The sequence below is a fragment of the Clostridium aceticum genome, assembly GCF_001042715.1.
GTDB classification, from domain to species: Bacteria; Bacillota; Clostridia; order Peptostreptococcales; family Natronincolaceae; genus Andreesenella; species Andreesenella acetica.
Map to the genome: position 1 here is coordinate 3,152,466 of NZ_CP009687.1, position 14,848 is coordinate 3,167,313.

General features: G+C 35.0%; 15 protein-coding genes. All 15 read right to left on the minus strand.

Annotated elements, in window-relative coordinates; translation table 11 throughout:
- Nucleotides 1-288 precede the first annotated feature (288 nt).
- Nucleotides 289-1,002, minus strand: coding sequence for a glycerophosphodiester phosphodiesterase (locus CACET_RS14505; protein ID WP_082058176.1), 714 nt, complete (start codon nt 1,000-1,002; stop codon nt 289-291).
- 13 nt (nt 1,003-1,015) lie between these two features.
- Nucleotides 1,016-2,302: an ABC transporter substrate-binding protein gene (locus CACET_RS14510; protein WP_044824540.1), complete on the minus strand. Its 1,287-nt coding sequence runs from the start codon at nt 2,300-2,302 to the stop codon at nt 1,016-1,018.
- Nucleotides 2,303-2,366: 64 nt separating this feature from the next.
- Nucleotides 2,367-3,269, minus strand: a complete 903-nt coding sequence (locus tag CACET_RS14515; RefSeq protein ID WP_082058175.1) for a carbohydrate ABC transporter permease — start codon at nt 3,267-3,269, stop codon at nt 2,367-2,369.
- A gap of 15 nt (nt 3,270-3,284) precedes the next feature.
- Nucleotides 3,285-4,157 (minus strand): carbohydrate ABC transporter permease, encoded by an 873-nt coding sequence (locus CACET_RS14520; RefSeq protein ID WP_044824539.1) that lies wholly within the window; start codon nt 4,155-4,157, stop codon nt 3,285-3,287.
- 18 nt (nt 4,158-4,175) lie between these two features.
- Nucleotides 4,176-5,189 carry an ABC transporter ATP-binding protein gene (locus CACET_RS14525; RefSeq protein WP_044824538.1) on the minus strand — a complete coding sequence of 338 codons (1,014 nt, stop codon included), beginning with the start codon at nt 5,187-5,189 and terminating at the stop codon, nt 4,176-4,178.
- A 256-nt stretch (nt 5,190-5,445) separates the two neighbouring features.
- Nucleotides 5,446-5,958: a ferritin-like domain-containing protein gene (locus CACET_RS14530; RefSeq protein ID WP_044824537.1), complete on the minus strand. Its 513-nt coding sequence runs from the start codon at nt 5,956-5,958 to the stop codon at nt 5,446-5,448.
- Nucleotides 5,959-6,060: 102 nt separating this feature from the next.
- The gene (locus CACET_RS14535; RefSeq protein ID WP_044824536.1) at nt 6,061-6,417 is read right to left on the minus strand and encodes a NifB/NifX family molybdenum-iron cluster-binding protein; all 357 of its coding nucleotides are present in this window, start codon (nt 6,415-6,417) and stop codon (nt 6,061-6,063) included.
- The gene (locus CACET_RS14540; protein ID WP_044824535.1) at nt 6,414-7,259 is read right to left on the minus strand and encodes an Mrp/NBP35 family ATP-binding protein; all 846 of its coding nucleotides are present in this window, start codon (nt 7,257-7,259) and stop codon (nt 6,414-6,416) included. Before CACET_RS14540 ends, CACET_RS14535 begins: the two co-directional genes overlap by 4 nt.
- Before the next feature lie 284 nt (nt 7,260-7,543).
- A complete protein-coding gene (locus tag CACET_RS14545) occupies nt 7,544-7,816 on the minus strand; it encodes a metal-sensing transcriptional repressor (RefSeq protein ID WP_044824534.1) in 273 nt (90 codons plus the stop codon).
- A gap of 26 nt (nt 7,817-7,842) precedes the next feature.
- Nucleotides 7,843-9,198, minus strand: coding sequence for an MATE family efflux transporter (locus tag CACET_RS14550; protein WP_044824533.1), 1,356 nt, complete (start codon nt 9,196-9,198; stop codon nt 7,843-7,845).
- A gap of 300 nt (nt 9,199-9,498) precedes the next feature.
- A complete protein-coding gene (locus CACET_RS14555; RefSeq protein ID WP_044824532.1) occupies nt 9,499-11,100 on the minus strand; it encodes a hypothetical protein in 1,602 nt (533 codons plus the stop codon).
- Complete coding sequence (locus CACET_RS14560; protein ID WP_044824531.1) at nt 11,093-11,812, minus strand: ABC transporter ATP-binding protein; 720 nt, start codon at nt 11,810-11,812, stop codon at nt 11,093-11,095. Before CACET_RS14560 ends, CACET_RS14555 begins: the two co-directional genes overlap by 8 nt.
- Before the next feature lie 500 nt (nt 11,813-12,312).
- Nucleotides 12,313-13,302 carry an ABC transporter substrate-binding protein gene (locus CACET_RS14565; protein ID WP_044824530.1) on the minus strand — a complete coding sequence of 330 codons (990 nt, stop codon included), beginning with the start codon at nt 13,300-13,302 and terminating at the stop codon, nt 12,313-12,315.
- A gap of 18 nt (nt 13,303-13,320) precedes the next feature.
- Nucleotides 13,321-14,085 (minus strand): ABC transporter ATP-binding protein, encoded by a 765-nt coding sequence (locus CACET_RS14570; protein ID WP_044824529.1) that lies wholly within the window; start codon nt 14,083-14,085, stop codon nt 13,321-13,323.
- Nucleotides 14,072-14,845 (minus strand): ABC transporter permease, encoded by a 774-nt coding sequence (locus CACET_RS14575; RefSeq protein ID WP_341410502.1) that lies wholly within the window; start codon nt 14,843-14,845, stop codon nt 14,072-14,074. Before CACET_RS14575 ends, CACET_RS14570 begins: the two co-directional genes overlap by 14 nt.
- Nucleotides 14,846-14,848: the final 3 nt, after the last annotated feature.

Consider the following 14,848-nt stretch of genomic DNA (forward strand, 5'->3'; position numbering starts at 1 on the left):
TGACCTCAGTCGTTGAGTATATTTTAAGTTTATAATTACTCACTATACACGACTCCTTTTCAGTAGTATATCATAGCTTATTTAATTAGAACAAGCATTTCTTTAGAAAATTTTGTAATTTTTTTCCTTAAAGTGTCATTAAAATAAATAATTTTGCTAACTTTACTAAACACCTTCAAGCACCTAATTTTGAGCTGCAAATAAATGTTGTGAAGCAAGAAAATGCCCCCTCATAGTAGCCTTCACTACTAAAGGGGGCTGTTCAAATAAATTTGAAGGGGAGTAAATTTATTTAAATCCTAGTTCTGGATAGTTAGTAATAATACCAATACCTTTATCTAGCTTTTTAATATCTTCCATGTGTTTTTTATTATCCACCGTCCATACCATCACTTCAATCTTATCTTGGTATAGGTGATCTAGTAACTCCTTAGTTATGTAGGGATAAGCTATTGATACAAAAGAAGCCTTTGCATATTTCATTTGTTCCTTTAAAAGTACAGGCTTTCCATATATTAGAATTCCTGTTTTAATTTTATGATTTATATCGGCTACTTCCTTTACTACTTCGTGATTAAAGGACTTTACATATATATTCTTTAGAGAATATGGCTTTAACACATGACATAACTCAGTTGCTATATGAGGATACATAGACCCGCCCTTTTTTATCTCTATAATGAGATCTTTCGTATTCCCTATTAAATCCAACACTTCCTTTAGGGTTAATATTCTTTCACCTGTAAAGTCAGCAGAAAACCACCCACCAAAGTCTAGCTTCAACAGTTCCTCATAACTGTATTCTGATATTAAACCCTTACCATTAGAGGTTCTCCCTAACTCGAAGTCATGATGTAACACAATAATTCCGTCCTTCGTCATTTGTACATCTATTTCTATCTTATCGATTTTTTTCTCTTTCAAAGCAAGTTCTATAGCATATAATGTATTTTCAGGTCCTCTACTTGACCATCCTCTATGGGCTATTATCGAATTATCCACTAAAAGTCCTCCACTATCTTAAAAGTCTTTGTGCTTCAGCAGCTGCAGCATCTAGAGCTTCTTGAGGAGATACATTGCTATCTAATATTGCTCTTTGAAGCTCCCTCATGATAATTTCTTGTAATTCTCTGTATCCCGGTGCCATTGGTCTAGGTTTTGCATACTGTAATTGCTCAATAGCTACTGTAAACTGTGGATATTGACTATAAAACTCCTCCATACCTGGATCTTCAATGGCTGATGTTCTTACAGGCATATATCCTGTTAATTTACTTAGAAATACACTGTTTTCTGTGCTGGTCATATACTTGATAAATTCCCAAGCTGCTTTTTTCTTTTCATCAGATGATTGAGCTAATATCACTAGATTAGCTCCCCCTGTAGGAACACCAAAGTCCTTGTTGGCTGGTAAAAATGCTGTTGCTACTTCAAATTCACACTGTTCTAATAATCCTTTTAAATGACCTGTCGTTGTGAAAATCATCCCAACATTTTCATTGATAAAATCTTGCCTAGCAACATCCCATGCATTGTAACGTTCACCTGGAGGCATTTTCATAATTCCTTCAGCCAGCATACTTTCCCAAAATTCCACCGGTGCAACTCCTTCTTTTGAGTTGAATATAGCCTTTGTACCATCTTCTGATAGTATGTTTCCACCACTTTGGAAGGTTAGTGCTTCATAAAACCATATGTCGATGGGTGTTGAAAAACCATATCTTCCATTTCCACTTAGTTTACGAGAATATGTCACAAGTTCCTCCCAAGTTTTAGGACCTGCTGGATCTAGTCCATTAGCTTCTAGCATATCTGCATTTACATACAGTAGAGGTGTACTTCTATTGAAAGAGATAGCATATAATTCATTTTTCCAATAGGAGTTGCCCATTAATCCCTTTACATAATCGTCTATGAAACCAGCTTCTTCTTTTGCTACATAAGAACTTAATCCTTCTAGTGCACCAGCATCAGCAAAAGCAGCAATAGACGCAATCTCTACCATTGTTACATCAGGTTGGGTATTTGAAGCTATTCCCGCCATTACTTTAGCATGATTGGTATAATAATCTCCTTGATAGGTAGGATTTACATAAATTTTATCTTGAGATTTGTTAAACTCCTGGGTCATAGCTTCAATTAGTTCACCGGCTTCGCCACCTAGGGAATACCAAAAGTCAATTTCTACTTTCTGTACAGCACTTTCATCTGGAGAAACTCCTGTTGCAGCAGTACCACATCCTATTAAGTTAAACATCATTAGAGCTGCTAATAGCACCATCTTACTTTTTTTCTTAAACATTTTTTCTTCCTCCTTAAATTTTTAAGCTGATGTTTTGATAATGAGTTTTCTAGAATCAAAGTTACTACTTAATTCCAGAGTAAACAAAAGCCTTAACAATCTGCTTTTGTGCAAAGAAATATATGGCTAATATGGGCATAACTAAAATCATGTTTCCTGCCATTACAACATTCCATTGGGTTAGTCCTTCAGAATTCTTTAACATTGCTATAGCAATAGGTAATGTTCTAAAATCCGGTGTGTTTGTCATAACAAGAGGCCAAAAGTATGCATTCCAGTGATAAATAATGCTAAAAAGCGAAAAAGTAACTAACACTGTCTTAGTCATAGGCACCATAATCTTCCACATGATTCGCCACTCCGAAGCGTTGTCTAATTTAGCTGCTTCAATAATTTCATCCGGGATTTGCATAAAAGCTTGTCTTAATAGGAATATACCAAAGGCACTGGCAGCAAAGGGCAGGATTAATGGTGCATGGGTTTTTAGTAGATTCCAAGAGCTCATTTGTAAATAAATAGGTATAAAGGTTATTTGTTCTGGGACCATAAGAGATAATAAGGTAATTCCAAATAATATTTTTTTGAATTTGAACTCATATCTAGCAAAAGCATAGGCAGCAGGAATCATAATCAACAGCTGTAACATCAGTATAGAAACTGTTACGAAAACACTATTGAAGAAGTATCGAAGAAATGGTCCTGAGGATAATACTCTTGCATAGTTCTCTAGTATAATTCTTTCTGGAATCCACTTAGGTGGAAAAATTAAGGTTTCTGAAAATGCCTTTATGGAGGTGGAAGCCATCCATAAAAAAGGAAAAATAAAAGCCAAAATCATTATTGCTAAAATGCTTCTTTCCAGTACCCTCAACGTAAACCGAAAGATTTTTTGAAGCTGTGTTTTTGTTGGATTTCTTGTGGTTTTTCTGGTTTTTGCTGTTCCTAATGCTTTCTGTCTGATTTCCATTAATTACTCCCCCTTTTATTTATAATGTACACGTCTAGCCAATAACCTAAAGTGCAAGAAGGTTAATGTCCCTATTAAAATTACCAATAGCATCCCAGCTGCTGAAGCATAACCTATCCTGAAAAAGTCAAAAGCATTTTGATAGATAAAAAATACAATCATATTGGTAGCGTCAATAGGTCCTCCTTGTGTCATAATGTTTATGGTGTCAAATACTTTGAAGGAGGCTATCGTTGTTATTACTAACAGAAAGAATAAAGTTGGAGATAGCATAGGCAGTGTTATTTTACAAAGTGTTGCCCACCTGCTGGCACGGTCTAGTGTCGCTGCTTCATAGATATCTTTAGGAATACTTTGCAATCCTGCCAGTAGAACCAAAGTATTATATCCCAAGGTTTTCCATACCCCCACCAGTACTAAGGAGCTTAGAGCGGTATCAGGAGACGCAATCCATTTAGATGGTGGTAAGCCAACCAACCCCAGTACCCAGTTAAGCAAACCGTAATCAGGGTCCATAATCCAAAGCCAAACTAAAGATACTGACACTAAAGATATGATATGAGGTGTAAAAATAGCTCCTTGAGCAAAGTTGTAGAAAAAACCCTTTTTATTTAACCATAATGCCAATACTAGCGCTAAGCTTATGGATATTGTCACCATTAAAAAGGTATATACTGTTGTATTTCTTAAGATTGTATGAAACTGCTGAGCCTGTAATAATTCATAGTAGTTTTCAAACCCCACAAATTCCTTTTTAGGACTGATAAGATTCCATGATGTAAAGCTTAGAAAAAACAAGTATCCTATAGGATACATAAAAAATGTCAAAAACAATCCTATTGCTGGCCCTACCATGAAATAAGGTTTTAGTTTATCCCATAAAACCATTCGTAAAGTCCTCCATTATTAAAATTTATTTTTGACTCTCTTGCCATCAGTATTGAAAAAATATAGATTGTTATGCTCTATATTTAGCATTAAGTTTTCATCCTCTTGGAACTTAGGCTCATAGGCCTTTATTTTTACCTCTCCTAATTCCGTAGCGGCAAGATAAATTGTCTCAGAACCTAGAATTTCTCTTGTCAGAATTTTTCCTGGTATTGATATACAGTTGCTCCCACTAGCAGAGGATAGTTTCACTTTCTCAGGTCTAAAACCTATATAAGGAACATGCTCAAATAGTTTTTGTCCTGAAAGAATATTCATAGGGGGTGCCCCTATAAACTGTGCTGTAAAGATGTTATCAGGCTCATTATATAGGGTAGCTGGAGATTCAGCCTGTTGAATAACACCACCATCCATGACTACGATTTTATCTCCCATAGACATCGCCTCTACTTGATCATGGGTTACATATACAAACGTCGTCCCTAGTTTCTTGTGAAGCTGAATCAGTTCTGTCCTCATTTGATTTCTTAACTTGGCATCTAAGTTAGAGAGCGGTTCATCCATTAAGAATACCCTAGGTCTTTTTACCATTGCCCTTGCTAATGCTACTCTTTGCCTCTGTCCACCAGAAAGCTTAGACGGTTTACGCTCCAAATACCCTGTAAGTCCTACAATATCGCAAATCTCACCAATTATCTTTGTTCTTTCCTTTTTTTCTACTTTGTTGTTGATGAGACCAAATTCTATATTTTCTCTTACCGTCATGGTTGGATACAGTGCATAATTTTGGAAGACCATAGCAATCCCCCTCTCCCCTGGAGCTACATCTGTTATGTCCTCATCACCGATCATAATTTTTCCCTCATTTACCTCCTCAAGTCCTGCTATCATTCTTAAGGTTGTTGACTTACCGCACCCAGATGGTCCAACCAATACAGTAAATGATCCGTCTTTTATTTGTAAGTTCAATCCTTCAATCACGGTAGTGCTTTCATATTTCTTAGTAATATTTTCTAGCGTAATATTTGCCAACTTATACTACCTCCTTGCATTGATAGGCAATCCTCAATATTTTTGCATCTCTTCTTCTTCTGCAGATTATTGATTGTTTACTTAACCACATTCTACAGGGTAGACGTTAATGCCATATTAATTGGATGTTATGTTTGTGTTAAGTAAAAATCAGGTTGCCCTTAAGGAACATAATAAAAGGGTAAGACTTGAATTTTTTATATTTCAAGCCTTACCCTTTTTAAAAGATTAGTTTGTTATGTTGTAGAGAAATCGACTACAATCTTATCTTTCTTATATCATCTTTTAATCTTGCTATATCTGTTAACCAATCTTCAATATCATGTTCATGCTCTAATTCTTCATCTAATATTGTAACTGCCATTTGATATGTAGAATAATCTTTTCCATCTGTATATGCAGCAATTTCCTCATATCTCTTGATAGCACATCTTTCGCCCCTAAGATTTTGCTCTAAAATCGCTTCAATATATGGGTCTGTAGGTTCTTCATAATCGCATTTTGCAAACTTTTTCCAGTCATTTGGATTAAGGATTGGTGTGCCACCTAGCTGAATAATACGATTTACTACCAGTTCAGCATGCGCTAACTCTTGTGTAGCATGTAGTATTAATTCAGGTTCTACTTCACTTCTCATTGGTCCCTCCATAACTCTTGCACCAATCCAGTATTGGTAGTAAGCCAACCACTCTTCAGCAAGTGCTTCATTTAACATTTGGATTAACTTTTCCACATCTAACTTAGCAATTTCTACAGCTTTCTTTCCCATTACATATCCCCCTTTGTTTTTATTGCTTCCGCACTATTACTTTATATATTCCCACATTATCCAATAAATAACACAAAAGGGAGTTTTAAAAACAAAATTCTTTTAATGACCACATTCATGTTGGTGCTGATGCTGATGACACGCAGAACCTACAGACTTAAGATTGCCTTGTAAATATTTTTCTACTACAGCCTTTGCATTTCCACTGGCTCCTAAGATTACTTCTATGCCTTTTTCATTAAAAATATCAATTGCACCACTTCCCATACCACCTGAGATAATTACATTAACCCCCATATCATTTAAGTAATTAGGCAGAAACCCAGGTCTATGCCCAGGATTAGGTATAGACTTACTATTGACGATTTGATTATTTTCCACATCAAAAATATAGAAACTTTCACAATGGCCAAAATGCTCTGTGACCATTCCATTCTCACTGGCTACTGCAATTTTCATTTTCTTTCCTCCATTTCTTTTCCTAAGAATTCTATAATTTGATCCAACCAACTTCCATCGAAAAGCTCTATCATGCCTTTATCACAAGCTGCTGATATTTTAGGATCAATTGGCAGCTTAGCAAGCATAGCAATATCATGCTTTTCTGCAATTTCTTCAATATGGCTCTCTCCAAATATTTGGTACTCCTTATCACAGTCTGGGCATTTGAAGTATGCCATATTTTCTACTAATCCTATAATAGGTATGTTCATCATCTTTGCCATCTTAACTGCCTTGGACACGATCATTGAAACCAGTTCTTGTGGTGAAGTTACAATGACGATACCATCTACAGCTAACGATTGAAACACAGTTAAAGGCACATCACCTGTTCCAGGGGGCATATCAATAAACATAAAGTCAACATCGTGCCATATTACATCTGTCCAAAATTGCTTAACTGCTCCAGCAATAATAGGCCCCCTCCAAACTACAGGGTCTGTATCATTTTCTAAAAGCAAATTAATTGACATAATATCAATACCTGTCTTACTTTTGGCAGGCAATAACCCTATTTCAGTTGTTATTGCTTTTTCCGTAATGCCAAACGCTTTAGGTATAGATGGTCCTGTTACATCAGCATCAAGAATAGCAGTTTTATAACCCCTCCGTTTCATCATTACTGCAAGCAAGGAAGTAACCAAAGACTTGCCTACACCTCCTTTACCACTAACAATGCCAATGACTTTTTTAATGCTGCTCAACTCATGGGGATTAGCAGAAAAGTCAACTATCTCTTCCTTATCTTCGCTACAGTCACTACTACAGGTGTTACAACTTTGTTCACAAATTTCACTCATTTTACTAACTCCTTCATATTGATATTGTTTAATGTTTCCAGTGTTTTTTTAGCCGCTGCCTTTTTCCTTTGACTAGCTCCGACTTTCCTTAATATAGGATCACCTCCTTGGAGTTTATGACATATGTCATTTATATCTTTATTATATCCAGTTTATGACATATGTCAATAATTATTTTTTAAAAAGGTAAATAAAAAAGCACACTATACCTGGTATTTCCACCAATACAGCATGCTTTTTAATAACATTATAATGATAATCCAACAATAGTCCTAGTATCTACCTTATTTTATAAACTTGTCTATTGCATCGTTTAATTTCTCTAGCACTTGATGATCTTTGTTTTCTACAGCTTCTATAATACAATGGTTGATATGGTCTTCCAATATTAACTTACCTATATTATTGAGTGCTGATTTAACCGCTGCGATTTGTATTAATATTTCACTACACTCTTTTCCCTCTGCATACATTCTCTTTATGGCTTCTGCATGACCAATTACCCTTGACATTCTATTGATAATTTTTTTTTGCTGAGGATGATGATGTTCTTTCATATCTGTAATCTCCTTTCATAAAAAGATTATCCTATGCTGATTTTTCTCCAATTACCCTTTAAAAATCGTATCATCAAGATAACGCCTCTAATAGTTACATCGATAGCATAGGCAAGCCAGACACCCACTAGCCCCAATTCTAACTTCATGCCTAAAATATATACCCCTAAAATCCTTACTCCCCATATACCTATAAGCGTTACGTACATAGGAAACTTTGTATCGCCCGCTCCCTGTAGGGATGAGGTTATAACAAGTGTTGCACATAGTAAAGGTTGAAACAGTGCAATAATTCTTAGGACCTTAACCACTAGATGAATCACTGTATCATCTTTGGTAAATAACTGTGCAAGAAAAGGAGCAAATATGTAGAAAATCATCCCTACCACCATCATAAACCCTGTAGCTAAAAAATAAGCCATCCACCCAAACTTTTTAGCTTCATCATCTTTTCTTGCACCTAGGCTTTGACCAACTAAAGTAGCTGCTGCTACACCAAACCCCATTCCCGGCAAGTAGGAGAAGGCTTCTATCGTACCAGCTATATTGTGGGCCACATAGGCTTCTGTACTAATCTTAATAATCATTCCCCCATATATAAGCTGTCCAGACCTCATGATTAACCTTTCTACTGCTGCCGGTAAACTAATCTTTATAATTGATTTTAACATATTTTTGTTGATTTTCCATGGATTTGAAAGAGAAAGATATATTTTTGTTTCTTTGCTTTTAATTTTTTTCAGTAATAGAACGACTCCTACGATTCTAGCAAGAGTAGTAGCTAACCCTGCCCCTAAAATCCCAAATCCAAATCCAAAGATCAATACATAGTCAAGTACTGCATTGACAATATTGGCTATAAGAACGACTTTCATTGGTGTTTTGGTATCTCCAGTTCCTCTTAAAGCACTAGATAAAATCATCATGATGCACAAAAACACAGAAGGCACAGCTACAGATAAAAAATATGGCAATGCATATTGAATTACTTTTTCTTCAGCCCCTAAAAGCATCAATATATTTTTTGAAAATACGAGGTTAAGCGTTCCAAAAATTAAGCTGATGAATACCCCCATAATTAATGATTGCTTCACTGCATTATTTGCCTCTTCATAATTAGCAGCCCCTATGTTTCTGGATACAATAGCAGTTGTTCCTACCCCTAATGCAAGAAAAAAAGCGATATACATATTCATTGTTAGATTCGTGATTCCAGCACCAGCTATAGCTTCTGTGCCAATCTTCCCAATAAAATAGGTGTCTACTACGCCAATGAACACCTGCAAAGTATTTTCCAGCATCGCTGGAATAGCCAGTGCCATTATCATTTTAATGCTTTTATCTGTTTTGAGCACCTTTAAAGAAGCAATTTTTCCTCCCATACTTATGAATCCCCCTATACTATTAATATCCCCCATAGGGGGATACTAATAGTATATTCTCTCACTATAAAAATTACAATCCCTATTTAAAAGTCATTGGCTTAAGTTAACACTAATGATTTAAAAATTTAACTATATTTCTTACGGAAAGAAATAAACATGACATAATATATCTCCTAAGAAAACTAGAATCTATTTATCTTTTTATTCGCTGAGAAAAAATAAAGAAAGGACGATGAGCATATCCTAACTCAACGTCCTTAAAGTATGAAACTTTTCCAGTGATTTAATTTTCTATCGTTATAATTCTATGCTATCAAACCTTTCTTTATATCTTCCAAACAAAAAGTAGCTTGCAACAACATAAAGAATAAGAAATAATACGCTGCTGCCTAATATCATTACACTTGCTCCTAAGTCAGGTATGATTAGATACAGAAGATACAGTACTCCTCCTACCACAATCTTTATTAAAAGGGAAAATATTACATTAAAATTATTCTTCACTGCTGCAGTTGGGCTGGTCCAATTCAGCATAGGTCTCTGTATATTTATTATGATATCAATAGTGGAAAAAAATAAGGTTGCAGAAATACAAAATGCTGCCGCTATAAGTAGCATAGTATATGTTACTGGTAAATAAATAGCCCCTATTATAGCAAGGGTTATTGAACCTACCAACGATAATATTAGCATTGCATAAATCCTATATTTTATATTATCTCCCGTACTAATCGGTAAAACCTTCGTTTCCCAAAAGGCTTTTCCCTCCCGACTAATTACCGTGGCTGAGAGACTTCCAACAATAGCTGGAGCCGTTATTACTGCTGTATAAATGTAGATTAGATAAGGGGCCAACATAGGAGAGTTAAATAACTCTGATGTGACTTCTCCAGTAAAGGACATAATCACAAACATTAAAACGGGTATAAACATGGTCAGTACTGTATTTAGAAAAAAGACAGGGTTGCTGAATATAACCCCTATATGCCGCTTAATCATTTGTACTCTCTTACTTCTAACTTTATAATAAATTTTGCCCTTTTCTACTAATCCCCCTCCCTCTTGATTAAAGGCCATTAAGCCTTTAGTATACAATAAGCTAGAAACTAGTTTAAGAATAAAGATGAAAACCAAATTAACAAGAATGAAAAATCCTCCATTGGCTAATGAACCTTGAACCATTTTTGTTAACCAAATACTTGGAGGAAAACTTCGTCCTAACAATCGCAGTAGACCATCTTCTTGAAGCAAAAGACTAGACAAAGCTTCAGGATCCATTTCAATTCTTGTTAAGGCCATTTGTAGATATATGATGGCTGCCAGCAACAAAAGATTTCCAACCATAACCATCATATTTCTTTTGTTACCACCTCCTATGAGGGACATCAAAGGAATAACGATTAATGCAGATAATATCATCGGCAGCAGTGGTGATAGAAGTAAGGCTATCAACCCTGTCACCAAGCTGACTAACTGAAGTCCCCCTTTTGTACTATAAACGATTACTGAGGTTCCAAAGAAAAAACATCCAATTGCTAAAAGGTAGAGGTAAACAGTTGTAAGTTTGGAAAATACAATAATATCGCTCCTTACAGGTAAAGTAGCTAAAAACCTTAAATCCTTTGCATAAAAAAATGTTGAAATAATTAAGGGAATACCTGCAAAGAACATCATCATCACATTACCTATATACATATAAGTAATGGTGAGTTCCGAAAAACCAATACTATAAAAGATATCATACATTCTATTTACTAGTTGTAGTGCTGGAAAAATCAAAAGGGCTGGTAATATTAAAATAATTATTTTAAACCACTTATTTTTTACATTTAAGTGCTGGACATATTTACTTAGAAAATCCTTTACTTGAATTTTGGTTAGTGCTATAAATTTATTCATCCTTCGTCATCTCCAAGAACACTTCTTCCAGTGTAGCATCCTTGCTCTTTTTAATATTCTCCAGCACATCACAAGCTATAAGTTTTCCCTTATGAATCATTACCACTCTATGGCATAAATTTTCCACCACTTCCAAACCATGGGAAGAAAAAAATATTGTACCTCCCTTTTTGCAGTGTTCCTTCATTAAATCCTTTAAAATTCTAGCAGAATAGGGATCTAAACCTACTAAAGGTTCATCTAAAATAAATAAGTTCGGGTTTGGCAACAAAGCACCAGATATTAATAGCTTTTGTCTCATACCATGGGAATAAGAATTAACAGTTTGAGTAAGTGCATCATAGATCTGAAATGCTTTAGTAAACTTCTCAATTCTATCTTTTCTATCCTTGATGGAAACTTCATAAATGTCTGCCATAAAGTTCAAATAGTCAATCCCCTTTATTGCATCAAATATTGTTGGATGGTCTGGTACAAAAGTAAAGTTCTTCTTCGCCTCAACAGGGGTCTTTGAAATGTCCAAGCCATTAATCTCTATACTACCCTCTGTTGGTGCAATCATTCCTGTAATCATTTTTATCGTAGTTGTTTTTCCTGCACCATTAGGCCCAATAAAGCCTATGATTTCCCCTTTTTTAATTTCCAACGAAATATCATCTACTGCCTTCTTTTTTTTGTCGTAGGTTTTTGATACATTTTTTAAAATCAACATGCTTCTCACCTCTTTCATTCATTTTTTTCATACTAAAGTTTTTAATATCAATTCTACTGTATCAATTTAGTTTCGATAGTATTTTATAATATTATTTATATCTGATATATATATAATATAACAGATATAAATAATATATCAATACTTTTTATGAATTTTATTTATATTCCATAGCGTTAATTTGACACAACTATTTTCAAAATCCTCTGGGATTGTCATCCTGAGGGTTAGGGAAGGATCGTGGAATAACGAAGATTTTTGCTAATACAAATATCCTTCTGCTCCGCTTTGTTCCCCTCAGGATGACAAATTATGGCTTAAGTTAATGCTAATGATACTTTCCTTACACTTTATTAAAAGCTGTTAAAAAGCAAGAATGGTATTTTAGTGCTTAATGGGCGGAATGAATTTCCCTATTAACCAAACTAAAAGACCCCAAATACTGCTATAGCAGCCTTTGGGGTCTTAGTTATTTGATGTTTATTATTTTTTTATAGCAACTATTCTATCACTGTGATTAAGCCTTCAATACTAATAGTTTTGTCCAACATACCATTTTCCTTTAAAAACTCTTGTGTAACTTTTAGCTCCTCAATATCTGAAGCTTTGATAGCAGGATCAAAGTCATACCATTCATACATCATCTTTGCATCCTCTATAGTAAGTCCTGTTTCTTCTGCTGTTATTCTATAGGCTTCTTCTATATTGTTTTGTATAAACGCTAAACTTTCTTGATGAACCTTAGCAAATCTCTTTACTAAGTCAGGATACTTACGTAAGAATTCTCCTCTTACAGCTACAACAATCGTTCCTTCTACTAAACCCTCACCTGTAGTAACAATTTCAGCACCGCTTTTGATAGCTTGTAAAGCAGCTGGACCTGCTAAAAGGGCAGCATCTATACTACCATTCGTTAATGCAGATAAGGCACTAGGAATATCCATAGCAATATATTCAATGTCATCTTCACTTAAATCATTGGTATCTAAGGCAGTTATTAGTAATTGATGCAATACAGTTCCCTTTGGCCCCCCTACCTTTTTACCTTCCAAATCTGCGGCAGTTTTTATTTCATCAGAGTTTGTTAAAATCATAAAGGCTTTCGGAGCCCGACTATAAACACTTATAATCTTAAGATCTACACCATTGGCTGCTGCTAAGATAGCCGAAGTTCCTCCAACAGCATTTAAGAAATCTAATTCTCCTGCTGCCAATGCTTGAGTTTGTTCAGGCCCAGATGTAATTTCCAATAGATTTACTTCAATATTATCTTCACCAAATTCCTCCTCAAACAATCCTTGGTGTTTTTGTACAATAGATGGTACATTAAGAGGTGCTTTTACATAAGTAATATTAATTTTATCCACTACTTCTACTTCTGTATTGACCCCTGCTGGTTCTTTACTGCTGCATCCGCTTAAGAAAAATAATGCCATGAAACTCATCATAATAATACTGATTACTCGCTGATTTTTTCTTAAAACTTTCATTTGTTCGCCCCCCAGTAATTATGTGTGTAATTTTTTTGTTTGACTTCCTGTAATGACATCAAGTATTTCTTCCTTGATGTTTACAAAATCTAAATTGTTACTCTGCCTTGGATAAGATAAAGGTACACAATGTTCCATGATCACCTGCCCTTCACTAAATACAATAATTTTTTCCCCCAGATAAACAGCCTCTTCCACATTATGTGTAACAAAAATAATTGTCTTTCCTTGCGAAAGAAATAATTTGACCATTTCCTCTTGGAGGTTTTTTCTAGTAAAATAATCTAATGCCGCAAATGGTTCATCCATTAATATGATTTCTGGATTATAGCATAAAGTACGACCAACAGCAGTCCTTTGAGCCATTCCTCCAGAAATTTGTGAAGGATATGCATTTTTAAATTTTTCCAATCCCATGATATGTAAATACTTTTCTACAATCTCATCTATTTCTCTTTTGTTTTTCATTTTAAATAGTGGAAATGCCATATTCTCCTTGACCGTTAACCAAGGCATTAATCGCGATTCTTGAAAAACTATACCAACTGGCTTTTTCCCTATCCTATTACCAGTATTCATAAAAGTAAACTCTATTTCCCCTCCCGACGGTTCTTCTAATCCACATAACAATCTTAAAAGAGTTGTTTTTCCACAACCACTTTTTCCAACAATTGTAGTAAAACTACCCTCAGGAATAAGTAAATTGGTGTCTTTTAATGCATGAATCGTTTGTGCACCTATTTTGTACTGTTTTCTTAAGTTGGATATCCTAACTCCAGCCATGTTGTTGATCACCTTCCTTTAAGATTGTAAAGTATTGTGTTAACTTAAAAAACAAATAATCAATAGCTGAGCCTAATATTCCAATGGTTAAAATACCAACTATAACTACATCGGTACGAGAAAGTTGTTGAGCATCTAATATCATGTATCCTATACCAGAAGAGGCTGCCACCAACTCTGCTCCGATAAGAGCCCTCCAACTGTAACCAAGCCCTAATCTCATTCCAACGAAGATGTATGGTAGTGTAGCTGGTAGGATAATTTTATAGAATTTTTCATAACTACTTAGTCCAAAGGATTCTCCTACCTCCAACAACTTTTTATCACAATGAAGAACCCCATTTAAAGTATTTAAAAAAATAGGAAAAAACGAGGCCAGTATAATAATTACTATTTTAGACATCTCTCCAATACCAAACCACAGTATCAGCATCGGTACAGTGGCTAGAGGAGGAACATGCCGAACAAATTCTAGTATAGGGTTAAAGTAATGAATCAGCTTAGTTTTCATTCCTAGCATAATTCCCAATGGAAAGGCTAAAAAGAAAGCCACTATAAAACCTATAAGTACTCTATTCAAACTTGCAACTATATGCTTAAATAGTGTTCCATTCTCCAAAAGTCTTATTGTTGACTGTAAAGTTCGCATAGGTGATGGAATAATGTATGCATTCCATAGCTCTAATGCTGACCCTATCGTCCATATAAGTATGATCATGATTGGAATAAACCATCCTTTGATTTTTTTCAATAGTCTCACCCC